The sequence below is a fragment of the Enterobacter sp. RHBSTW-00318 genome (assembly GCF_014101375.1).
GTDB lineage: Bacteria > Pseudomonadota > Gammaproteobacteria > Enterobacterales > Enterobacteriaceae > Enterobacter > Enterobacter ludwigii.
This window is the reverse complement of record NZ_JABXQH010000001.1, coordinates 4,113,674-4,137,819: the sequence shown is the minus strand read 5'-3', so window position 1 is coordinate 4,137,819 and position 24,146 is coordinate 4,113,674. Positions and strand designations below refer to the sequence as shown.

Annotated in this window: 15 protein-coding genes, 1 tRNA gene and 3 rRNA genes; 8 read left to right on the top strand and 11 right to left on the bottom strand. The window is 53.4% G+C overall.

The features are described 5' to 3' along the window. Nucleotides 1-400 precede the first annotated feature (400 nt). Entirely contained in the window at nt 401-2,020 is a 1,620-nt protein-coding gene (gene nadB / locus HV157_RS20430; RefSeq protein WP_020883000.1) for an L-aspartate oxidase, read from the top strand. On the opposite strand, the gene HV157_RS20425 is transcribed toward nadB, so the two are convergent. Beyond that, complete coding sequence (locus HV157_RS20425; protein WP_032680478.1) at nt 2,005-2,742, bottom strand: tRNA1(Val) (adenine(37)-N6)-methyltransferase; 738 nt, start codon at nt 2,740-2,742, stop codon at nt 2,005-2,007. The two genes, nadB and HV157_RS20425, sit on opposite strands and share 16 nt — an antisense overlap. 132 nt (nt 2,743-2,874) lie before the next feature. On the opposite strand from HV157_RS20425, the gene srmB reads away from it, so the two are divergent. Beyond that, nucleotides 2,875-4,203, top strand: a complete 1,329-nt coding sequence (srmB, locus tag HV157_RS20420) for an ATP-dependent RNA helicase SrmB (RefSeq protein WP_020882998.1) — start codon at nt 2,875-2,877, stop codon at nt 4,201-4,203. 53 nt (nt 4,204-4,256) lie between these two features. On the opposite strand, the gene grcA is transcribed toward srmB, so the two are convergent. After that, nucleotides 4,257-4,640, bottom strand: a complete 384-nt coding sequence (gene grcA, locus HV157_RS20415) for an autonomous glycyl radical cofactor GrcA (RefSeq protein WP_013098327.1) — start codon at nt 4,638-4,640, stop codon at nt 4,257-4,259. Nucleotides 4,641-4,954: 314 nt separating this feature from the next. Here grcA and ung point away from each other — a divergent pair, with 314 nt between their 5' ends. Beyond that, nucleotides 4,955-5,644 carry a uracil-DNA glycosylase gene (ung, locus tag HV157_RS20410; RefSeq protein ID WP_182268886.1) on the top strand — a complete coding sequence of 230 codons (690 nt, stop codon included), beginning with the start codon at nt 4,955-4,957 and terminating at the stop codon, nt 5,642-5,644. 43 nt (nt 5,645-5,687) lie between these two features. On the opposite strand, the gene HV157_RS20405 is transcribed toward ung, so the two are convergent. Beyond that, on the bottom strand, nt 5,688-6,773 hold the full coding sequence (locus HV157_RS20405) for a tRNA/rRNA methyltransferase (protein ID WP_025203443.1): 1,086 nt from the start codon (nt 6,771-6,773) through the stop codon (nt 5,688-5,690). Nucleotides 6,774-6,977: 204 nt separating this feature from the next. On the opposite strand from HV157_RS20405, the gene trxC reads away from it, so the two are divergent. The 5 genes from trxC to HV157_RS20380 all read left to right on the top strand — a co-directional run bounded on the left by trxC (nt 6,978) and on the right by HV157_RS20380 (nt 12,699). Next, nucleotides 6,978-7,397: a thioredoxin TrxC gene (gene trxC, locus HV157_RS20400; RefSeq protein ID WP_014171226.1), complete on the top strand. Its 420-nt coding sequence runs from the start codon at nt 6,978-6,980 to the stop codon at nt 7,395-7,397. 69 nt (nt 7,398-7,466) lie between these two features. After that, entirely contained in the window at nt 7,467-8,165 is a 699-nt protein-coding gene (tapT, locus tag HV157_RS20395; RefSeq protein WP_182268885.1) for a tRNA-uridine aminocarboxypropyltransferase, read from the top strand. 35 nt (nt 8,166-8,200) lie between these two features. After that, on the top strand, nt 8,201-10,864 hold the full coding sequence (gene pat, locus HV157_RS20390) for a protein lysine acetyltransferase (protein ID WP_182268884.1): 2,664 nt from the start codon (nt 8,201-8,203) through the stop codon (nt 10,862-10,864). Between the two features lie 110 nt (nt 10,865-10,974). Beyond that, nucleotides 10,975-12,330: a CDP-diacylglycerol--serine O-phosphatidyltransferase gene (pssA, locus tag HV157_RS20385; RefSeq protein WP_182269138.1), complete on the top strand. Its 1,356-nt coding sequence runs from the start codon at nt 10,975-10,977 to the stop codon at nt 12,328-12,330. Between the two features lie 45 nt (nt 12,331-12,375). Next, a complete protein-coding gene (locus tag HV157_RS20380) occupies nt 12,376-12,699 on the top strand; it encodes a YfiM family lipoprotein (RefSeq protein WP_086532206.1) in 324 nt (107 codons plus the stop codon). Here the strand turns inward: HV157_RS20380 and HV157_RS20375 are convergent. The 8 genes from HV157_RS20375 to rluD form a co-directional block, all read right to left on the bottom strand. Beyond that, nucleotides 12,696-13,991, bottom strand: coding sequence for an MFS transporter (locus tag HV157_RS20375; protein WP_020882991.1), 1,296 nt, complete (start codon nt 13,989-13,991; stop codon nt 12,696-12,698). The two genes, HV157_RS20380 and HV157_RS20375, sit on opposite strands and share 4 nt — an antisense overlap. Before the next feature lie 255 nt (nt 13,992-14,246). Then, nucleotides 14,247-14,362: ribosomal RNA gene (gene rrf / locus HV157_RS20370) — 5S ribosomal RNA — on the bottom strand. Nucleotides 14,363-14,426: 64 nt separating this feature from the next. Next, nucleotides 14,427-17,332, bottom strand: a 23S ribosomal RNA gene (locus HV157_RS20365). A gap of 192 nt (nt 17,333-17,524) precedes the next feature. Next, nucleotides 17,525-17,600 (bottom strand) — tRNA-Glu (locus HV157_RS20360). Between the two features lie 85 nt (nt 17,601-17,685). Next, nucleotides 17,686-19,225: ribosomal RNA gene (locus tag HV157_RS20355) — 16S ribosomal RNA — on the bottom strand. Together the 16S, 23S and 5S rRNA genes with 1 tRNA gene alongside form the textbook arrangement of a ribosomal RNA operon. A 427-nt stretch (nt 19,226-19,652) precedes the next feature. Then, nucleotides 19,653-22,226 carry an ATP-dependent chaperone ClpB gene (gene clpB / locus HV157_RS20350; protein WP_182268883.1) on the bottom strand — a complete coding sequence of 858 codons (2,574 nt, stop codon included), beginning with the start codon at nt 22,224-22,226 and terminating at the stop codon, nt 19,653-19,655. A gap of 129 nt (nt 22,227-22,355) precedes the next feature. Next, nucleotides 22,356-23,087 (bottom strand): purine nucleoside phosphorylase YfiH, encoded by a 732-nt coding sequence (gene yfiH / locus HV157_RS20345; RefSeq protein WP_020883923.1) that lies wholly within the window; start codon nt 23,085-23,087, stop codon nt 22,356-22,358. Further along, entirely contained in the window at nt 23,084-24,064 is a 981-nt protein-coding gene (gene rluD, locus HV157_RS20340) for a 23S rRNA pseudouridine(1911/1915/1917) synthase RluD (protein ID WP_014171235.1), read from the bottom strand. The genes yfiH and rluD overlap by 4 nt, the downstream gene beginning before the upstream one ends. Between the last annotated feature and the right edge of the window lie 82 nt (nt 24,065-24,146).

Sequence of the window (24,146 nt, the reverse complement as noted above, 5' to 3'; positions counted from 1 at the left end):
AAATTCCACGCGTTATCGAAACGCCACTCTTAAAAAACCGCACTTTGAGCAAGCACCGAATTAGAGTGTCTGATCTTCAATAAGTTCCGTAACGCCTTTGTTTTTGTTCATCGCGCCGCAGACTGTTCATTTTCTCTCATTATAAGTCTGTTCACGATACGCACCACTTTATGACAAGAAACATCTCTTTTCCCGCCAGAAGAGTAACGCAACCCAGTCTTTATTTCACCACAAAATCTGACGCTAACGATCTGCTTCGCAAAATATTTTCTTTCTTTTACGTGGTTTTGATCCTCCGCCTCGAGTTTAGCGGTTACAACCCACATCAAAAAAAACGTGCGATATCTCGCATTCGGATGCTATTCTGACCAAACACTGTTTAGTAAATTAAACAAAAATCATGAACACAACACCTGAACTGCATTGTGATGTACTGATCATCGGTAGCGGCGCTGCCGGTCTCTCCCTGGCACTGCGTCTGGCCGAACATCAGAGCGTTATCGTTCTGAGCAAAGGGCCGATAAGTGAAGGTTCTACGTTTTATGCCCAGGGCGGTATTGCCGCCGTGTTTGATGAGACAGACAGCATTGCGTCGCATGTCGACGATACGCTGATTGCCGGGGCCGGGATCGTGGATGCGCATGCCGCAGAGTTTGTGGCCAGTAATGCCCGTCATTGCGTGCAGTGGTTAATCGATCAGGGCGTATTATTTGATACACAGGTGCAGCCAAACGGTGAAGAGAGTTACCACCTGACCCGCGAAGGCGGGCATAGCCACCGCCGTATCCTGCATGCCGCAGACGCTACCGGTAAAGAAGTCGAAACCACGCTGGTCAGCAAAGCCCTCAGCCATCCTAACATTCGGGTCCTTGAGCGCAGCAATGCCGTTGACCTGATTATTTCCGACAAGATTGGCCTTCCGGGTACGCGTCGTGTCGTGGGTGCCTGGGTCTGGAATCGCAATAAAGAGAAGGTTGAGACCTGTCAGGCGAAGGCCGTAGTGCTGGCGACTGGCGGTGCATCCAAAGTGTATCAGTATACAACCAACCCCGATATTGCCTCCGGAGACGGGATCGCCATGGCCTGGCGCGCCGGTTGTCGCGTGGCAAACCTTGAATTCAACCAGTTTCACCCGACCGCCCTGTTCCATCCTCAGGCGCGTAATTTCCTGCTGACGGAAGCCCTGCGCGGTGAAGGCGCATACCTGAAACGCCCTGACGGCTCCCGCTTTATGCCGGACTTTGACCCCAGAGGCGAGCTGGCACCGCGTGATATCGTTGCCCGCGCCATCGACCATGAAATGAAGCGTCTTGGCGTAGACTGCATGTATCTGGACATCAGCCATAAGCCGGCAGAGTTTATCCGCCAGCATTTCCCGATGATCTACGAAAAGCTGCTGGGTCTGGGGATTGATTTAACCCGCGATTCGGTGCCCATCGTGCCTGCCGCCCACTATACCTGCGGGGGCGTAATGGTTGACGATCATGGTCGCACCGATGTGGATGGCCTGTATGCTATCGGTGAAGTAAGTTATACCGGGCTTCATGGCGCGAACCGGATGGCGTCGAACTCACTGCTGGAGTGTCTGGTTTACGGCTGGTCTGCCGCGGAAGATATCACGAAGCGCATGCCTTACGCCCGTCAGACAGAAAATCTGCCTGCCTGGGATGAAAGCCGCGTGGAGAACCCGGATGAGCTGGTCGTTATTCAGCATAACTGGCACGAACTGCGGCTGTTTATGTGGGACTACGTCGGGATTGTGCGGACCACGAAACGTCTTGAACGCGCATTACGCCGTATCACGATGCTGCAGCAGGAAATCGATGAATATTATGCCAATTTCCGCGTATCCAATAATCTGCTGGAGTTGCGCAATCTGGTTCAGGTTGCCGAATTGATTGTTCGCTGCGCGATGATGCGCAAAGAGAGCCGCGGTTTGCACTATACCCTCGACTACCCCGATCAGCTGGCCGAGTCCGGCCCGTCGATCCTCTCCCCGCAGGTTCACATAAACAGATAAAACGCCTGGGTCAGAGCGGTGTAATCTTCGGAATAACGCTGGTCTGGCCCACGGATCACCATTCGGTCGTTAAAGCATTCACCTTCTTTAGGTGAGAGCGCCAGCAGCACGCGGTGCGGCAATCGCCCTTCGGTATCCGCAATATCGGTGCGTAAACGTAATTTCCAGCCAATCTCTTGCGCTATGCCAATAAACGCATTGCCGGTGCTTTCTGGCAGAACCACGCAGAAAAACCCCTCTTCTGAAATAAGCTCTGCGGCACTGATCAGCAGCGCCTTATGGTCGAGGGAGCCGGTATAACGGGCCTGTTCACGCTCAGGCGTTCCGCACTCAACTCCGGGCGCGTAGTAGGGAGGATTGCTGACAATCAGGTCGTAACGCGCGGTTTGTTCCGGCGTCCAGTCGAGCACATCTGCACATTCAACGTTAATCCGGGCGGCCCACGGAGATTCAGCCGCATTTTCACTCGCCTGCTCCGCCGCCTGCGCATCCAGCTCCACCGCATCTATGGTGACATGCGCTTCGGTACGTTGCGCCAGCATCAGCGCCAACAGCCCGCTGCCCGTCCCAATATCCAGAATACGCTTTACACCTGCGACAGGTGCCCAGGCACCCAGTAAAATACCGTCTGTACCGACTTTCATGGCACAGCGATCGTGAGCGACAAAAAATTGTTTAAACGTAAAACCATCGCGGCGCAACTGCGCTTTGAGTTGAGACATGTCAGGGCAACCTTCTAAGTGAAACTGGAGTAGCATAGGGGAAAGCGAAGTGGCCGCAAAGCGATATCCATACAAACAGATGAAGATTACAGCCGTAACGTCTATAATCAGCGCCCCACACAGAGGTAGAACATGACTGTAACGACTTTTTCCGAACTTGAACTCGATGAAAGCCTGCTCAATGCACTTGAGAGCAAAGGCTTTACACGCCCGACCGCCATTCAGGCAGCGGCCATTCCGCCTGCGCTTGAGGGCCGCGATGTGCTCGGTTCTGCGCCAACCGGCACGGGGAAGACAGCAGCTTACTTGCTGCCTGTGTTGCAGCATCTGCTCGATTTTCCACGTAAAAAATCAGGCCCGCCGCGTATTTTGATTCTGACGCCGACGCGCGAGCTGGCGATGCAGGTTGCCGATCACGCCCGAGAGCTAGCGGCCAATACCCATCTGGATATCGCCACGATCACTGGCGGCGTTGCGTATATGAACCACGCCGAAGTGTTCAGCGAAAACCAGGACATCGTCGTTGCGACGACCGGTCGCCTGCTGCAGTACATTAAAGAAGAGAACTTCGACTGCCGCGCGGTAGAAACACTGATTCTGGACGAAGCTGACCGTATGCTGGACATGGGCTTCGCGCAGGATATCGAACATATCGCGGGTGAGACACGCTGGCGTAACCAGACGATGCTGTTCTCTGCCACCCTTGAAGGGGACGCGATCAAAGACTTCGCAGAGCGCCTGCTGGAAGATCCGGTGGAAGTTTCCGCGACGCCGTCCACGCGCGAGCGCAAGAAGATCCACCAGTGGTATTACCGTGCAGATAACCTTGAACACAAGGTTGAGTTACTTAAGCACCTGCTGAAGCAGGACGATGCCACCCGTACCATCGTCTTTGTACGTAAGCGCGAGCGTGTGCATGAACTGGCTGAAATGCTGCGTAATGCCGGAATCAATAACTGCTATCTCGAAGGCGAGATGGCGCAGGTTAAGCGTACCGAAGGGATTAAACGTCTGACTGATGGTCGCGTGAACGTGCTGGTCGCAACAGACGTTGCTGCACGCGGGATCGACATACCGGACGTCAGTCACGTCATTAACTTCGATATGCCACGCAGCGGCGACACCTATCTGCACCGCATTGGCCGTACCGGCCGTGCCGGACGCAAAGGTATCGCGATCTCTCTGGTCGAAGCGCATGACTACCTGCTGCTGCAGAAAATTGGCCGCTACGTCGATGAGCCACTGAAAGCACGCGTTATTGATGAGCTTCGTCCGACCACTCGTGCACCAAGTGAAAAAATGACGGGCAAACCGTCTAAAAAAGCGCTCGCAAAACGTGCTGAGAAAAAAGAGAAAGAAAAAGAGAAGCCGCGCGTGAAGCAGCGCCACCGCGATACCAAGAATATTGGTAAGCGCCGTAAACCAAGCTCTGCCGCACCAGAGACGAAAACTGAAGAGTAAAAAAAAGCCGGGGAAAACCCCGGCTTTTTTATTCCACCCCCGAGACTGAAACCTTACAGGCTTTCAGTAAAGGTACGCGCAATAACGTCGCGCTGCTGTTCCGGGGTCAGAGAGTTAAAACGTACTGCATAACCTGATACACGAATGGTCAGCTGTGGGTATTTTTCCGGGTGCTTAACCGCATCTTCCAGCGTTTCACGGCGCAGCACGTTCACGTTCAGGTGCTGACCACCTTCAACGCGCACTTCCGGTTTTACTTCCATTGGGATTTCACGGTATTCGATTTCGCCCAGTTTGTTCACCGGAACGATTTCATCTTCAGCAAAACCCGCTTTTGCTACTACACAGCGCGCTTCATTTTTCTCGCTGTCCAGCAGCCAGAAAGAGTTGAGCAGGTCGTCATTTGCAGCTTTAGTAATCTGGATACCTGTAATCATGTGTTGCCTCCCTTAGGCTACATTAACTGGTGTCGGCCTCGCGCGGCCAATTGGTAAAACCATTGTTTCTTGTGTGTATATATATCACTCGCACCCCGGTCATTTATTGATTTAAATCAACAAAAACACCAACCACACAAAGAGTGTGGTTTGATTTTATTGTTCCAGATCAATTTCATTGCTTTGCCAGCTCAACTCCTTTCGCATCTATTCAAAATAAATTGAGTGACTTACGGTGATTTTATGCCTGGGATTTTGCACCCCGGGTTTTAGCGGTTAAGCTAGGCGCAGAATGTGATTCGCAGGAGAGCGAGATGACGACACCGTTGACCTGGCACGATGTGCTGGCAGAAGAGAAACAGCAGCCCTATTTTATTAACACCCTCAGCACCGTTGCGGCAGAGCGGCAGTCTGGCCAGACGATTTATCCGCCACAAAAAGATGTTTTCAACGCGTTTCGCTATACCGAACTCAGCGATGTGAAAGTTGTTATCCTCGGCCAGGATCCTTACCACGGACCGGGACAGGCTCACGGGCTTGCTTTCTCTGTACGTCCTGGGGTTGCTATTCCCCCTTCGCTTCTGAACATGTACAAAGAACTCGAAAAGACCGTGCCCGGGTTTACCCGGCCCACGCATGGTTATCTGGAAAGCTGGGCGCGCCAGGGCGTGCTGTTACTGAATACGGTACTCACCGTACGTGCCGGTCAGGCACATTCTCACACCAGCCTGGGCTGGGAAACCTTTACCGATAAAGTCATCAGCCTTATCAACGAGCATCGTGAAGGGGTGGTGTTTTTACTGTGGGGTTCCCACGCGCAGAAGAAAGGGGCGATTATCGACAGGCAGCGTCATCATGTCCTGAAGGCACCGCATCCGTCACCGCTGTCAGCGCATCGTGGTTTCTTTGGTTGTAATCATTTTGTTCTGGCGAACGAGTGGCTGGAAAAACGTGGCGAAACGCCAATTGACTGGATGCCAGTGTTACCGGCTGAGAGTGAGTAACGCATCGGATGTGCCCGTTAGCGGGCACATCCGACGCACAGTCTTATGCTTTATTCTGACGCCACCATTCCGCCAGCAGTACGCCAGTCGCAACGGAAACGTTCAGACTTTCAACATTGCCTGTACCGTCGATAGAGACGCTCAGATCCGCGCTGGAAAGCGCAGCATCCGACAGGCCATCACGCTCCTGACCCAGCACCAGCACCATTTTACGCGGCAGTGTCGCTTTAAACAGCGGCGTAGCGGCATGGCTGGAGGTTGTGACGATGGCATATCCCGCATTACGGAACTGCTCAATAGCATCCAGAACGCTGTCGCCGGTGATCGGCTGAACATGCTCTGCCCCGCCCTCTGCGGTACGGATCGCGGCACCCGATTCCAGCAGCGCGGCATCCTGTAACAGCACGCCTTTCACGCCAAAGTGCGCGCAGCTACGCATCATTGCACCCAGATTATGCGGGTTGCCCACATCTTCAAGTGCCAGCACGCAGTCATCGGCTTCCGCCTGGCTAACCCACTGCTGTACGGTAGTCCCGTTACGTTTTTTGATCAGGAAGCACACGCCACCGTGGTGTTCAGTGCCTGATGCTTTCGTCAGCTCAGCGTCATCCACCACATGGTAGGCTTTACGGTTTGCCGCCATCCAGCGCAGCGCTTCTTTAAAGCGCGGGGTTACGCTCTGGATAAACCATGCGCGAACGATGCACTCAGGACGGCTCTGGAACAGCGCCTGGCAGGCGTTCTCGCCATAGACTCGGGTCTCTTCTGCACGCTGACGGCGCAGCACTTCCGGGTCAATAAAGCTTTTCCCGCTGATGCCGCCGTGATCGGCTTTTTCAGGCGCCTCATCACCAGGGGCGCGAGAAACGGTACGCCAGGGGGATGAACCCTCGCGCGAGAAATCATCGCGTTTGCGATCGTCACGCTTGCGGTCATCACGTTTGCGGTCATCACCGCGGTTATTTCTGTCATCGCGGGCGGGGCGACGGCCACCGTCTGCACGAGAAGACGCCGGACGCCCGCCACCTTTTCCGGTACGCGGATTTTGGGTGCGTTTATCAGAGTCATCATCACTGCGGACATACATCACTTTGACCTTGCCGCTTTTGTTTTTCATTTCGTCGTTCATGCTTTTCTCCACCAGCGCTGCGCGAAGCGCGCAGATTACCCGATGTGCAAGCTCATAGCCATAAATTCGTACAAAAGCCTGTGACTATTGTTCTCATTGAATAAAACGCATTGTCGTTTCAAACAGGCTGAATGATAATATGTAACATATTAGAAACATTATCGGCATTCTGCCGCTGTCCCACGGCTCTATCAGAGGTTAGTTATGAATACCGTATGTGCCAACTGTCAGGCTCTTAATCGCATTCCGGACGATCGGATTGAAGATGGTGCGAAATGCGGGCGTTGTGGCCATGAACTGTTTGATGGCGATGTTATCAACGCTACGGGTGCTACGCTGGACAAACTCCTCAAGGACGATCTTCCGGTGGTTGTCGATTTTTGGGCACCGTGGTGTGGTCCGTGCCGTAGTTTCGCGCCAGTCTTCGAAGATGTTGCCGAAGAACGTAGCGGCAAAATGCGTTTTGTTAAGGTCAATACCGAAGCAGAACGTGAGCTGAGCGCACGCTTTCGCATTCGCAGCATCCCAACCATCATGATTTTCAAAAATGGTGAAGTGATCGACATGCTTAACGGTGCCGTTCCTAAAGCACCGTTTGATAGCTGGTTAAATGAATCGCTGTAACATTAACGGGGCGCATCTTGTGCCCCGTTCCTTCCTCTGCGAAAATAGGGTTTTTCCTGCACTTCGCCCATGACTGATAATTCTGTTCTTCAACTGCGCGCCGCACGCCTGGCCCGCGCGACTCGCCCTTTTCTTGCCCGCGGCAATCGTATTCGCCGCTGTCAGCGTTGTCTGCTGCCGCTAAAAGTTTGTCTGTGCGAGACCCTTGCGCCGAGCACGGCGAAGAGTCGTTTTTGCCTGGTCATGTTCGATACCGAACCAATGAAACCCAGCAATACCGGACGCCTTATTGCCGACATTCTGCCGGATACCGCGGCATTTCAGTGGTCACGCACGGAACCGCCTCAAGCCCTGCTCGACTTAGTAGCAAACCCGGACTATCAGCCAATGGTCGTATTTCCGGCCTCGTATGCTGGCGAAGATCGCCAGGTGCTTTCGGCACCGCCATCAGGTAAACCGCCGCTGTTTATTATGCTGGACGGAACCTGGACCGAAGCGCGAAAAATGTTCCGCAAAAGTCCTTATCTCGATTCATTGCCGGTGATTTCGGTCGACCTTTCACGCGTCTCGGCCTACCGCCTGCGAGAAGCGCATGCTGACGGGCAATACTGTACCGCTGAAGTGGCGATTGCCCTTCTGGATTTAGCGGGAGATACCGTCGCGGCAGGTGCGCTGGGGAGCCATTTCTCCTGCTTTCGTGAACGTTACCTGGCAGGAAAAACCGTTCATAAGGGCAGCGTCACAGCAACTGAGACAGAAAACGTTTAAAATCATCAGGTCGCTTGCATTCACAGGAGGCCTGCATGAGCCAGCGAGGGTTAGAAGCGCTACTTCGTCCTAAATCCATTGCCGTTATCGGCGCATCAATGAAACCGGATCGCGCAGGCTATCTGATGATGCGTAACCTGCTGGCCGGCGGATTTAATGGCCCCGTCATGCCCGTGACGCCTGCCTATAAGGCTGTTCAGGGGGTGCTGGCATGGCCGGACGTGCAGAGCCTGCCTTTCATACCGGACCTTGCCATCCTGTGTACAAATGCGAAACGTAATCCAGCCCTGCTGGAGTCGCTCGGCAGGAAAGGATGTAAAACCTGCATTATTCTCTCGTCTCCGCCCGAACAGCAGCCGGAGCTTCTGGCATGCGCCAGTCGCTACCAGATGCGCATTCTTGGGCCAAACAGTCTGGGCCTGCTCGCCCCGTGGCAAGGGCTGAATGCCAGCTTCTCCCCGGTCCCTATCCGCCAAGGCAAACTCGCATTTATTTCGCAATCGGCTGCGGTATCGAACACTATCCTCGACTGGGCGCAACAGCGTGAGATGGGGTTTTCCTACTTCATTGCTCTGGGTGACAGCCTGGACATCGACGTTGATGAACTGCTCGATTTTCTGGCTCGCGACAGCAAAACCAGCGCCATTCTTCTTTATCTTGAGCACCTGAGCGACGCCCGTCGTTTTGTATCAGCTTCCCGTAGCGCGTCCCGTAACAAACCGATTCTGGTGATCAAAAGCGGGCGTAGCCCCGCCGCCCAGAGTCTGCTGCAGTCGCATTCCGGCATGGATCCCGCCTGGGATGCCGCGATTCAACGCGCGGGTTTGCTACGGGTTCAGGATACACACGAGCTTTTTTCCGCCGTCGAGACGTTAAGCCATATGCGTCCGTTACGCGGTGAGAAGTTAATGATTGTCAGTAATGGCGCGGCTCCTGCCGCACTTGCACTGGATGAACTGTGGCTGCGCAATGGCAAGCTGGCCACCCTGGGTGAGGAGACGCTACAACGCCTGAAAGAGGCGCTGCCGGCAAGCGTTAGCCCAGGCAATCCCCTCGATTTGCGCGATGACGCCAGTAGCGATCACTATATCAGGGCGATCTCCCTTTTACTGGATAGCCAGGATTTCGACGCGCTGATGATTATTCACTCCCCCAGCGCGGTCGCTCCCGGGAGTGAAAGCGCGCGCGCACTGATTGACGCCGTCCGGAACCATCCGCGTGGTAAATATGTCACTCTGCTGACCAACTGGTGCGGTGAGTTCTCTTCCCAGGAGGCACGACGCCTGTTCAGTGAAGCCGGTCTGCCCACCTACCGCACTCCGGAAGGCACGATTACGGCGTTTATGCATATGGTGGAGTATCGCCGCAACCAGAAGCAGCTCCGTGAAACCCCGGCTTTACCGGGTAACCTGACGGCGAACACCGCCGATGTTCACCGGCTTTTACAGCAGGCTATCGAAGAGGGAGCCACCTCGCTTGATACGCACGAAGTGCAGCCGATTCTGGGCAGTTACGGGATGCAAACCCTGCCCACCTGGATTGCCGGCGACAGCGCCGAAGCCGTGCATATTGCCGAACAAATTGGCTATCCCGTTGCCCTCAAGCTTCGCTCACCGGATATCCCGCATAAGTCTGATGTCCAGGGGGTGATGTTATACCTGCGGACTGCGACCGAGGTACAGCAAGCCGCTGATGCCATATTCGACCGGGTCAAAATGGCCTGGCCTCAGGCGCGGATCCACGGACTGCTGGTGCAAAGCATGGCTAATCGCGCTGGCGCTCAGGAGTTGCGCGTGGTGGTTGAATACGATCCTGTCTTTGGCCCGCTTATCATGCTGGGGGAAGGCGGCGTCGAGTGGCGTCCTGAGGAGCAGGCGGTCGTGGCTTTGCCACCACTGAACATGAACCTGGCGCGTTATCTGATCATTCAGGCCATCAAAAGCAAAAAAATCCGGGGCCGAAGCGCGCTGCGCCCTCTTGATATTGCCGGGTTGAGTCAGTTCCTGGTGCAGGTGTCTAATCTGATTGTTGATTGCGCGGAGATCCAGCGGCTGGACATCCACCCGCTGCTCGCCTCCGGCAGTGAGTTTACGGCTCTGGACGTCACGCTGGATATCGCGCCTTTCGAGGGTGACAGAGAGAGCCGCCTTGCGATCCGCCCGTATCCTCTGCAGCTGGAGGAGTGGGTGGAGATGAAAAACGGGGAGCGCGCGTTGTTCCGCCCTATCCTGCCGGAAGATGAACCGCAGCTGCGCACGTTCATCTCTCAGGTAACGAAAGAGGATCTTTACTATCGCTATTTTAGCGAAATCAACGAATTTACCCACGATGATTTAGCCAATATGACCCAGATCGACTACGATCGAGAAATGGCATTTGTCGCCGTCCGTCGTTCCGATAAGGGCGATGAGATCCTCGGCGTTACGCGTGCTATTTCCGACCCGGATAATGTTGATGCGGAGTTTGCTGTGCTGGTGCGCTCCGATCTGAAAGGGTTGGGTCTGGGGCGACGGCTGCTGGAAAAACTCATCAGTTATACGCGAGATCACGGATTGTTACGCCTCAATGGCATTACTATGCCTAACAATCGCGGTATGGTGACCCTGGCGCGAAAACTTGGATTTGACGTTGATATTCAGCTGGACGAAGGTATTGTGGCCTTATCCCTGAGCCTGATATCAGCGGATAAAGCCGAGTAAGCTACTGGAAATGTTACCCACTTTGGACGGGACTGGTGGTATCATTGTCCGCTTATGTTGTTTGCATGGTACAGACAACCCTTCAATGAACAGAGAAGAAACGCACTGTGATGTTGTCAAAATTTAAGCGTAATAAACATCAACAACACCTTGCTCAACTACCGAAGATTTCTCAGTCAGTTGATGATGTAGAGTTCTTTTACGCTCCCGCCCATTTTCGGGAGATGCTTCTGGAAAAGATTGCCGGCGCTACGCGTCGCATTTGCATTGTGGCCCTGTATCTTGAACAAGATGAAGGTGGGCGCGCGATCTTAAATGCGCTCTATGAAGCCAAGCGTCAACGTCCGGAACTGGATATTCGCGTGCTGGTCGACTGGCACCGCGCTCAGCGTGGCCGTATAGGCGCTGCTGCTTCAAACACCAATGCTGACTGGTATTGCCGCACGGCGCAGGAAAATCCTGGCGTCGATGTGCCCGTTTACGGCGTACCTGTAAATACCCGAGAAGCGCTCGGCGTCCTTCATTTCAAAGGGTTCATCATTGATGATAGCGTGCTGTACAGCGGCGCGAGCCTGAATGATGTTTACCTTCATCAGCTCGATAAATATCGATATGACCGTTACCATCTGGTTCGTAATCCGCAGATGGCGGATATCATGTTTAATTGGGTTGATAAGAACTTAGTACAGGGTCGCGGCGTAAATCGTCTTGACGATCCACACCGTCCTAAAAGCCCGGAAATTAAAAATGATATCCGCGCGTTCCGCCAGGAACTGCGTGATGCGGTCTACCATTTCCAGGGCGATGCCAATAACGAAGAGCTATCCGTTACACCGCTGGTGGGGTTAGGCAAATCAAGCCTGCTGAACAAAACGATTTTCCACCTGATGCCGTGTGCGGAGCAGAAACTCATCATCTGCACCCCTTACTTCAACCTTCCCGCCGTGCTGGTGCGTAATATCATTCAGCTGCTGCGTGATGGTAAAAAAGTTGAAATTATCGTCGGTGACAAAACGGCTAACGACTTCTTTATTCCTGAAGATCAACCGTTCAAGATTATCGGTGCCCTCCCTTATCTCTATGAGATTAACCTGCGCCGTTTCCTGAGCCGTTTACAGTATTACGTTAACACTGACCAGCTGGTCGTGCGTCTGTGGAAAGATGAAGACAACAGTTATCATCTGAAAGGGATGTGGGTCGACGATGAATGGATGCTGCTTACGGGCAATAACCTCAACCCTCGCGCCTGGCGTCTGGATCTCGAAAATGCCATCCTGATCCATGACCCGAAACATGAGTTAGCGACCAGTCGTGAACGTGAGCTCGAGCTTATTCGCACGCATACCACTGTGGTTCAGCATTACCGTGAACTGCAGAGCATTGCCGATTACCCGGTGAAAGTCCGCAAGCTTATTCGTCGCCTGCGTCGAATCCGTATTGACAGACTTATCAGCCGTATTCTGTGATGTCCAGGCCCTGTCAGCGACAGGGCTTTTTTTTGGAGTCCGCTAATGCGTATTCTTCTCTTGCTGAGTGCTCTCTTTCTCAGTGGCTGTAGCCATATGGCTAACGATAGCTGGTCCGGGCAGGATAAAGCGCAACACTTTCTCGCCTCCGCGATATTGTCCGCTGCCGGTAATGAGTATGCACAACATCAGGGGTACAGTCGGGATCGTAGTGCGGCAATCGGCCTGATGTTCTCTGTAAGCCTTGGGGCTTCAAAAGAGCTGTGGGATAGCCGCTCCGCGGGGAGCGGCTGGAGCTGGAAAGACTTTGCCTGGGACGTAGCCGGCGCCACGACCGGCTATGCCGTATGGCAGATGGCACGCTATTAGAGACGAATACCTTTACCCTTTCGATGCAGCATCAGGGAGACAATAAAGGCCAGTGCCCCCATCACCGTCACGTACCAGAAGAAGGTTGTTTCCGTACCCCATGATTTAAGCGACAGCGCGACGTACTCCGCAGAGCCACCGAACAGCGCATTGGCGACCGCATAAGAAAGCCCTACCCCCAAAGCGCGTACCTGTGCCGGGAACATCTCAGCCTTCAGGATCCCACTGATCGATGTGTAAAAACTGACAATGACCATCGCCAGCATGACCAGACCAAAGGCGGCATACGGTGAGGAAACGTGCTGAAGCGCAGTTAAAATGGGAACAGTACATAACGCGGACATGCCGCCAAAGATCAGCATTGACGTGCGACGCCCTATTTTATCGGAGAGCGCGCCAATAAGTGGCTGAATCAGCATAAAGACGAACAACGCGACGGTCATGATAGCGCTGGCGACGTTGGCGTGCATGCCCGTGGTGTTCACCAGATATTTTTGCATGTAGGTGGTGAAGGTGTAAAAGCTGAGAGAACCGCCCGCGGTGAACCCGAGAACCATCAGGAAAGCTTTGCGGTTACGCCACAGCCCTTTAAACGACCCCGCCTCCTTCAGCGCCCGGACCTCTTTTTGCGAGGTTTCATCCAACTGACGACGCAACCAGAGTGCGACGACCGCCAGTACAGCGCCCATCGCGAAAGGAATTCGCCATCCCCACTCATGAAGCTGGCTGTCGGTAAGGACCTGCTGCAGAATAACCACCACCAGAATGGCCAGAAGCTGACCCCCAATAAGCGTGACGTACTGGAAAGAGGCGTAAAATCCTTTCCGGCCCTCAAGGGCAATTTCACTCATGTAAGTGGCGCTGGTACCGTATTCTCCTCCAACAGAAAGTCCCTGGAACAGACGAGCCAGTAGCAAAAGAGCCGGCGCCCATGTCCCGATAGCATCATAACCGGGGAGACAGGCGATCACCAGCGAGCCAAAGCACATCATGCAGACCGAAATCAGCATGGATGCCTTACGTCCTCGACGGTCTGCGATCCGTCCAAACAACCATCCACCAATGGGGCGCATTAAGAAGCCCGCAGCAAATACGCCAGCCGTTTGCAGAAGCTGTGTGGTGGTGTTGCCGGACGGGAAGAAGATATGTGCGAAGTAAAGTGAACAGAATGAGTAGACGTAAAAGTCGAACCATTCAACCAGGTTCCCTGAAGAGGCACTGACGATTGCCCATACCCTTCTACGGGAATCACTGGCAGCCAGCGTCCCGTTCGATGTTATGCTTTCTGTCATTGTGATTATGCTCCTGCCATAAAAACGGCATGCTGAGTCCTGAGAACTCACGATCTTGTAAAGCAAATGTTATTATTTTGTTATAAATAACATTGAGAGTAAGATCACATTTTCTGTTAGCAAGGTAAGTTATAGGATAAAGACTAAGGGTAGTTGGCTGGTGTGGTGGTGTGCAGACTGATGCCATCTCCGATGGCGGGAAAAACCCAAAGCAAAAAACCCCGCACCATACGGTACGGGGTTCTTTTAATTGATGCCTGGCAGTTCCCTACTCTCACATGGGGAGACCCCACACTACCATCGGCGCTACGGCGTTTCACTTCTGAGTTCGGCATGGGGTCAGGTGGGACCACCGCGCTAAAGCCGCCAGGCAAATTCTGTTAATCTGTATCAGCTGAAAATCGTCTCTCATCGCCAAAACATCTTCGGCGTTGTAAGGTTAAGCCTCACGGTTCATTAGTATCGGTTAGCTCAACGCATCGCTGCGCTTACACACCCGACCTATCAACGTCGTAGTCTTCAACGTTCCTTCAGGAGACTTAAAGTCTCAGGGAGAACTCATCTCGGGGCAAGTTTCGTGCTTAGATGCTTTCAGCACTTATCTCTTCCGCATTTAGCTACCGGGCAGTGCCATTGGCATGACAACCCGAACACCAGTGATGCGTCCACTCCGGTCCTCTCGTACTAGGAGCAGCCCCCCTCAATTCTCCAGCGCCCACGGCAGATAGGGACCGAACTGTCTCACGACGTTCTAAACCCAGCTCGCGTACCACTTTAAATGGCGAACAGCCATACCCTTGGGACCTACTTCAGCCCCAGGATGTGATGAGCCGACATCGAGGTGCCAAACACCGCCGTCGATATGAACTCTTGGGCGGTATCAGCCTGTTATCCCCGGAGTACCTTTTATCCGTTGAGCGATGGCCCTTCCATTCAGAACCACCGGATCACTATGACCTGCTTTCGCACCTGCTCGAGCCGTCACTCTCGCAGTCAAGCTAGCTTATGCCATTGCACTAACCTCCTGATGTCCGACCAGGATTAGCTAACCTTCGTGCTCCTCCGTTACTCTTTGGGAGGAGACCGCCCCAGTCAAACTACCCACCAGACACTGTCCGCAACCCGGATTACGGGTCTACGTTAGAACACCAGCCATTAAAGGGTGGTATTTCAAGGTTGGCTCCACGCAGACTGGCGTCCACGCTTCAAAGCCTCCCACCTATCCTACACATCAAGGACCAGTGTTCAGTGTCAAGCTATAGTAAAGGTTCACGGGGTCTTTCCGTCTTGCCGCGGGTACACTGCATCTTCACAGCGAGTTCAATTTCACTGAGTCTCGGGTGGAGACAGCCTGGCCATCATTACGCCATTCGTGCAGGTCGGAACTTACCCGACAAGGAATTTCGCTACCTTAGGACCGTTATAGTTACGGCCGCCGTTTACCGGGGCTTCGATCAAGAGCTTCGCGTTACCGCTAACCCCATCAATTAACCTTCCGGCACCGGGCAGGCGTCACACCGTATACGTCCACTTTCGTGTTTGCACAGTGCTGTGTTTTTAATAAACAGTTGCAGCCAGCTGGTATCTTCGACTGATTTCAGCTCCACCCGCAGGGGCTTCACCTACATATCAGCGTGCCTTCTCCCGAAGTTACGGCACCATTTTGCCTAGTTCCTTCACCCGAGTTCTCTCAAGCGCCTTGGTATTCTCTACCTGACCACCTGTGTCGGTTTGGGGTACGATTTGATGTTACCTGATGCTTAGAGGCTTTTCCTGGAAGCAGGGCATTTGTTACTTCAGCACCGTAGTGCCTCGTCATCACACCTCAGCGTTAACAAGGAACCGGATTTACCTGGAACCTCCGCCTACATGCTTAAACCGGGACAACCGTCGCCCGGCTAACATAGCCTTCTCCGTCCCCCCTTCGCAGTAACACCAAGTACAGGAATATTAACCTGTTTCCCATCGACTACGCCTTTCGGCCTCGCCTTAGGGGTCGACTCACCCTGCCCCGATTAACGTTGGACAGGAACCCTTGGTCTTCCGGCGAGCGGGCTTTTCACCCGCTTTATCGTTACTTATGTCAGCATTCGCACTTCTGATACCTCCAGCACCCCTCACAGGACACCTTCAACGGCTTACAGAACGCTCCCCTACCCAACAACACATAGTGTCGCTGCCGCAGCTTCGGTGCATGGTTTAGCCCCGTTACATCTTCCGCGCAGGCCGACTCGACCAGTGAGCTATTACGCTTTCTTTAAATGATGGCTGCTTCTAAGCCAACATCCTGGCTGTCTGTGCCTTCCCACATCGTTTCCCACTTAACCATGACTTTGGGACCTTAGCTGGCGGTCTGGGTTGTTTCCCTCTTCACGACGGACGTTAGCACCCGCCGTGTGTCTCCCGTGATAACATTCTTCGGTATTCGTAGTTTGCATCGGGTTGGTAAGCCGGGATGGCCCCCTAGCCGAAACAGTGCTCTACCCCCGAAGATGAGTTCACGAGGCGCTACCTAAATAGCTTTCGGGGAGAACCAGCTATCTCCCGGTTTGATTGGCCTTTCACCCCCAGCCACAAGTCATCCGCTAATTTTTCAACATTAGTCGGTTCGGTCCTCCAGTTAGTGTTACCCAACCTTCAACCTGCCCATGGCTAGATCACCGGGTTTCGGGTCTATACCCTGCAACTTAACGCCCAGTTAAGACTCGGTTTCCCTTCGGCTCCCCTATACGGTTAACCTTGCTACAGAATATAAGTCGCTGACCCATTATACAAAAGGTACGCAGTCACCCCATAAAAGAGGCTCCCACTGCTTGTACGTACACGGTTTCAGGTTCTTTTTCACTCCCCTCGCCGGGGTTCTTTTCGCCTTTCCCTCACGGTACTGGTTCACTATCGGTCAGTCAGGAGTATTTAGCCTTGGAGGATGGTCCCCCCATATTCAGACAGGATACCACGTGTCCCGCCCTACTCTTCGAGTTCACAGCCTGTGTGCTTTCGTGTACGGGACTGTCACCCTGTACCGTGCGACTTTCCAGACGCTTCCACTAACACACAAGCTGATTCAGACTCTGGGCTGCTCCCCGTTCGCTCGCCGCTACTGGGGGAATCTCGGTTGATTTCTTTTCCTCGGGGTACTTAGATGTTTCAGTTCCCCCGGTTCGCCTCGTTAACCTATGTATTCAGTTAACGATAGTGTGTCGGAACACACTGGGTTTCCCCATTCGGACATCGCCGGGTCAAAGGTTCATATCACCTCGCCGGCGCTTTTCGCAGATTAGCACGTCCTTCATCGCCTCTGACTGCCAGGGCATCCACCGTGTACGCTTAGTCGCTTAACCTCACAACCCGAAGATGTTTCTTTCGATTCATCACCGGTTTGCGAAAATTTGAGAGACTCGAACACACATAACATGTGTGTCGTTTCAATTTTCAGCTTGATCCAGATTTTTAAAGAGCAAATATCTCAAACGTCACCCGAAGATGAGTTTTGAGATATGTCGGCAGGTGACTTTCACTCACGAACCAGCAAGTGGCGTCCCCTAGGGGATTCGAACCCCTGTTACCGCCGTGAAAGGGCGGTGTCCTGGGCCTCTAGACGAAGGGGACACTGAAGTCTCAATCGCAAGACGCCTTGCTATTTACTTTTCATCAGACAATCTGTGTGAGCACTACAAAGGCAGGTTCTTTAAGGTAAGGAGGTGATCCAACCGCAGGTTCCCCTACGGTTACCTTGTTACGACTTCACCCCAGTCATGAATCACAAAGTGGTAAGCGCCCTCCCGAAGGTTAAGCTACCTACTTCTTTTGCAACCCACTCCCATGGTGTGACGGGCGGTGTGTACAAGGCCCGGGAACGTATTCACCGTAGCATTCTGATCTACGATTACTAGCGATTCCGACTTCATGGAGTCGAGTTGCAGACTCCAATCCGGACTACGACGCACTTTATGAGGTCCGCTTGCTCTCGCGAGTTCGCTTCTCTTTGTATGCGCCATTGTAGCACGTGTGTAGCCCTACTCGTAAGGGCCATGATGACTTGACGTCATCCCCACCTTCCTCCAGTTTATCACTGGCAGTCTCCTTTGAGTTCCCGGCCGGACCGCTGGCAACAAAGGATAAGGGTTGCGCTCGTTGCGGGACTTAACCCAACATTTCACAACACGAGCTGACGACAGCCATGCAGCACCTGTCTCAGAGTTCCCGAAGGCACCAATCCATCTCTGGAAAGTTCTCTGGATGTCAAGAGTAGGTAAGGTTCTTCGCGTTGCATCGAATTAAACCACATGCTCCACCGCTTGTGCGGGCCCCCGTCAATTCATTTGAGTTTTAACCTTGCGGCCGTACTCCCCAGGCGGTCGACTTAACGCGTTAGCTCCGGAAGCCACGCCTCAAGGGCACAACCTCCAAGTCGACATCGTTTACGGCGTGGACTACCAGGGTATCTAATCCTGTTTGCTCCCCACGCTTTCGCACCTGAGCGTCAGTCTTTGTCCAGGGGGCCGCCTTCGCCACCGGTATTCCTCCAGATCTCTACGCATTTCACCGCTACACCTGGAATTCTACCCCCCTCTACAAGACTCTAGCCTGCCAGTTTCGAATGCAGTTCCCAGGTTGAGCCCGGGGATTTCACATCCGACTTGACAGACCGCCTGCGTGCGCTTTACGCCCAGTAATTCCGATTAACGCTTGCACCCTCCGTATTACCGCGGCTGCTGGCACGGAGTTAGCCGGTGCTTCTTCTGCGGGTAACGTCAATTGCTGCGGTTATTAACCACAACACCTTCCTCCCCGCTGAAAGTACTTTACAACCCGAAGGCCTTCTTCATACACGCGGCATGGCTGCATCAGGCTTGCGCCCATTGTGCAATATTCCCCACTGCTGCCTCCCGTAGGAGTCTGGACCGTGTCTCAGTTCCAGTGTGGCTGGTCATCCTCTCAGACCAGCTAGGGATCGTCGCCTAGGTGAGCCGTTACCCCACCTACTAGCTAATCCCATCTGGGCACATCTGATGGCAAGAGGCCCGAAGGTCCCCCTCTTTGGTCTTGCGACGTTATGCGGTATTAGCTACCGTTTCCAGTAGTTATCCCCCTCCATCAGGCAGTTTCCCAGACATTACTCACCCGTCCGCCACTCGTCACCCGAGAGCAAGCTCTCTGTGCTACCGTTCGACTTGCATGTGTTAGGCCTGCCGCCAGCGTTCAATCTGAGCCATGATCAAACTCTTCAATTTAAGTTTGATGCTCGTGAATTAAACTTCGTAATGAATTACGTATGTTCACTCAGAGACTTGGTATTCATTTAGTGTCCGAAGACATTAAGAATCCATGTCACTTTGAGTGCCCACACAGATTGTCTGATAAATTGTTAAAGAGCAGTGCCGCTTCGTTTTCGCTGCGGCGCGGGGTGTGCATATTACGCTTTCCCGCTTCAGAGTCAAGCATTTATTTTCGCTTATCTCTGCTGACCCGGCGGCGTGTGTGCCGTTGTTCCGTGTCAGTGGAGGCGCATTATAGGGGGTAATTCTGAAGCTGCAAGGATAAAGTGAAAATTATTTACTGACTGCTCACTTTCCAGGCAATTTGCATCCCAGACCTCAATTCTGGCCTGGTTTTTAAACAAAAACGAGCCGCAAGCGGCCCGTTTTTGCGTTTTGTGACTTACTGCACTGCCACAATTTTGTCGTCGTTGACTTCCAGACGGATAACTTTGCCCGGAATCAGCTCCCCGGAGAGTATCTGCTGCGCCAGTGGGTTTTCGATCTGTTGCTGAATTGCGCGTTTCAGCGGACGCGCCCCATAAACCGGATCGTACCCATTTGCGCTCAAGAGCTTCAGCGCATCATCGGAGATGTGAATTTCATATCCACGCTCTTCCAGACGTTTATACAGACGCTGCAGCTGAATCTGCGCAATCGACGCAATATGTTTCTCACCCAAAGGATGGAACACTACCACTTCATCAATACGGTTAATGAACTCTGGACGGAAGCTATGGCTTACCACGCCCATCACCAGATCCTTCATATGGCCGTAGTCCAGTTCACCGAAACGTTCCTGAATCAAATCGGAACCCAGGTTCGAGGTCATGATCACTACCGTGTTACGGAAGTCGACCGTTCTCCCCTGTCCGTCAGTCAGCCGTCCATCGTCAAGAACCTGCAGCAGAATGTTGAACACATCCGGATGCGCTTTTTCCACTTCATCCAGCAGGATGACGGAATAAGGACGACGGCGCACCGCTTCTGTCAGGTAGCCACCTTCTTCATAACCCACATATCCTGGAGGCGCACCAACCAGTCGCGAAACGGAGTGTTTCTCCATAAACTCGGACATATCGATACGCACCATCGCGTCATCGCTGTCAAACATGAAGTTAGCCAGCGCCTTACAGAGTTCGGTTTTACCGACCCCCGTAGGCCCCAGGAACAGGAACGAACCGATCGGACGATTAGGGTCAGACAACCCTGCACGGCTACGGCGAATCGCATTAGAGACCGCTTCAACCGCCTCGTTCTGACCAATCACGCGCTGATGCAGATCCTGCTCCATGCGCAGCAGTTTGTCGCGTTCGCTTTCCATCATGCGCGCAACCGGAATACCGGTCCAGCGAGCCAGCACTTCAGCGATCTCCTCATCCGTTACTTTGTTTCGTAACAGACGCATCGTTTTGCCTTCTGACTGTGTAGCGATCTCAAGCTGTTTCTCAAGCTCAGGAATTTTGCCGTACTGCAGTTCAGACATTCGCGCCAGGTCACCCACACGACGCGCTTGCTCAATGGCAATTTTCGCCTGTTCCAGTTCAGCTTTAATTGTCTGAGTACCCGAGAGTGAAGCTTTCTCCGCTTTCCACTCTTCTTCCAGCTCAGAGTACTGACGTTCTTTATCGTCCAGTTCTTCGTTGAGCATATCCAGCCGTTTCTTACTGGCTTCATCAGACTCTTTCTTCAGTGCCTGCTGTTCCAGTTTGAGCTGGATGATGCGACGGTCGAGCCTGTCCAGCTCTTCCGGTTTCGAGTCAATCTGCATACGAATGCTCGAGGCCGCTTCATCAATAAGGTCGATTGCTTTATCGGGCAACTGACGGTCAGCGATATAACGATGCGAAAGCGTGGCCGCTGCAACAATCGCCGGGTCAGTAATCTGCACATGGTGGTGCAGTTCATAACGTTCTTTCAGCCCACGCAAAATCGCGATTGTATCTTCAACGCTTGGCTCAGCAACAAACACTTTCTGGAAACGACGCTCCAGCGCAGCATCTTTTTCGATGTACTGACGGTACTCATCCAGCGTGGTAGCCCCTACGCAGTGAAGTTCCCCACGTGCCAGGGCTGGTTTCAGCATATTACCGGCATCCATCGCGCCGTCCGCTTTACCTGCGCCGACCATGGTGTGCAGTTCGTCAATAAACAGAATGACGTTGCCTTCCTGTTTCGCCAGGTCGTTAAGCACGCCTTTCAGACGCTCTTCGAACTCACCACGGTATTTCGCCCCAGCCACCAGCGCACCCATGTCGAGCGCCAGTACACGACGACCTTTCAGCCCTTCCGGCACTTCACCGTTCACAATGCGCTGCGCCAGACCTTCGACGATGGCGGTTTTACCGACCCCCGGCTCACCAATCAGCACCGGGTTGTTTTTGGTACGACGCTGCAGTACCTGGATAGTACGGCGAATCTCTTCATCACGGCCGATCACCGGGTCAAGCTTGCCCTGCTCGGCACGCTCGGTCAGGTCGACCGTAAATTTTTTCAAAGCCTGACGTTGGTCTTCGGCTCCCTGATCGTTCACGCTTTCACCTCCGCGCATTTTCTCAATCGCCTGAGTCACATTGGCGGTGGTTGCGCCGGCAGATTTCAGCAGGTCGGTCAAGGTACCGCGTGATTCAAGCGCCGCCAGAACGAAAAGCTCTGACGAAATAAAGTTGTCCCCACGTTTTTGCGCCAGCTTGTCGCAAAGATTCAGCACACGCACCAGATCCTGAGACGGCTGAACGTCGCCACCGGTACCTTCTACCTGGGGTAAACGGCTCAGAGCCTGATCGATGGCGGTGCGTAACTGGCCAGCATTAATGCCGGCAGACGTTAATAACGGACGTACCGATCCCCCTTCCTGATTCAACAAGGCGCTCATTAAATGAAGAGGTTCGATGAATTGGTTGTCGTGCCCCAGTGCAAGGGACTGGGCATCGGCGAGAGCAAGCTGGAATTTATTAGTAAGACGATCCAGACGCATAACTCCTCCCATAACAGGTCAAATTTGCTACTGGAGATTAAATGAGGTCATCCCTCAATTATTCAAGGTTAATGACCTGAATTATGTGAAAAGAAAACGGCACGTTCCGGATCGTCTTGATTCTTTAGGTTATATCAGCCAAATAAAACTTGCCATACGACCTGTCGTCTTGTCGCGGCGATAAGAGAAAAAATCACCCTTTTCGGTGAAGGTACAGCGATCGCCGCCGAAGATCTGCGTCACGCCGACATTATTCAGGCGCTGGCGGGCCAACAGGTAAATATCGGCCAGATATTTTTCACCGGCAGGAAGGAAAGCATCCGCGGCTTGCAGATCTTTCTCCATAAAGGCTTCGCGGACCTCGGGTCCCACTTCAAACGCACGAGGACCAATGGCCGGGCCGAGCCAGGCCATGATATTCGCAGGGTCATCTTTAAAGCAGGCGACGGTCTCTTCGAGCACACCTTCACACAGACCACGCCAGCCCGCATGCGCTGCTGCCACCTCGGTACCGGCACGGTTACAGAACAGAACCGGCAGGCAATCGGCAGTCATTACCGCACATACCGTTCCCGGGGTATCACTGTAAGACGCATCGGCCCGTTTAGACGCATAGGGTTCGCCCGTTAACGGCAGTACCGTTTTACCGTGAACCTGTTCCAGCCAGACCGGTTTCGACGGTAAATTCCCGGCAGCAAACAGGCGTTTGCGGTTTTCTTCAACGTGCTCCAGGTTGTCACCACAGTGTGCGCCGAGATTCAAAGATTCCCACGCGCCCTGGCTCACACCGCCGATACGGGTTGAACTGCAGGCAGCCACGCCCTCAGGCAGTGGCCACTCCGGGACAATCAGTTTGGTCATAACCAGTCCACTTGATCTTTATGTTCTTCAAAATCAACGCGCATGGCGTCAATAAGGTCGACCATATCCTGTGGGATCGGCGCGTGCCATTCCATCTGAATACCGGTGATAGGATGGTAAAGACGCAGCATCGTTGCGTGCAGCGCCTGGCGATCAAACTTACGCAGTACGCTAATGAACTCATCCGATGCGCCTTTTGGCGGACGCGGACGACCACCGTAGACCTGATCGCCCACCAGCGGATGGGTAATGTGCGCCATATGAACACGGATCTGGTGAGTACGACCGGTTTCCAGACGCAGACGCAGACGCGTATGAATGCGGAAGTGTTCCATAATGCGGTAGTGCGTTACCGCAGGCTTACCCATCGGGTGCACCGACATATGGGTACGTTTGGTTGGGTGACGGCTGATAGGTTCTTCCACCGTGCCGCCAGCGGTCATATGACCAATGGCCACCGCTTCATATTCACGGGTGATTTCACGCAGCTGCAGAGATTCCACCAGACGTGTCTGAGCTGGAACGGTCTTTGCCACCACCATCAGACCCGTGGTGTCTTTATCCAGACGGTGAACGATGCCGGCGCGTGGAACATCCACGATAGGCGGGTAATAATGGAGAAGTGCGTTAAGCACTGTGCCATCAGGGTTCCCCGCGCCCGGATGAACAACCAGGTCACGTGGCTTGTTGATCACCAGGATGTCATCATCTTCATAGACGATGTTCAGCGGGATATCCTGCGGCTCGAAGCGGATATCCTCTTCGATTTCAGCATTGATGGCGACGGCTTCCCCACCTAACACTTTCTCTTTTGGTTTGTCCCAGATCTTGCCGTTTACCAGCACGCGCTGGTCAAGGATCCATTCTTTTATGCGTGAACGCGAATAATCAGGGAACAATTCGGCCAAAGCCTGATCTAAGCGTTGACCGAGCTGATTTTCGGAGACTGTTGCGGTGAGTTCTACTCGTTGTGCCATAAACTGCTTCTTCGTTTAACGTTGGGTTTTACGGCTTTGCCGTTTAATATAGTGTGCTATTGTAGCTGGTCTTAATCGGGAG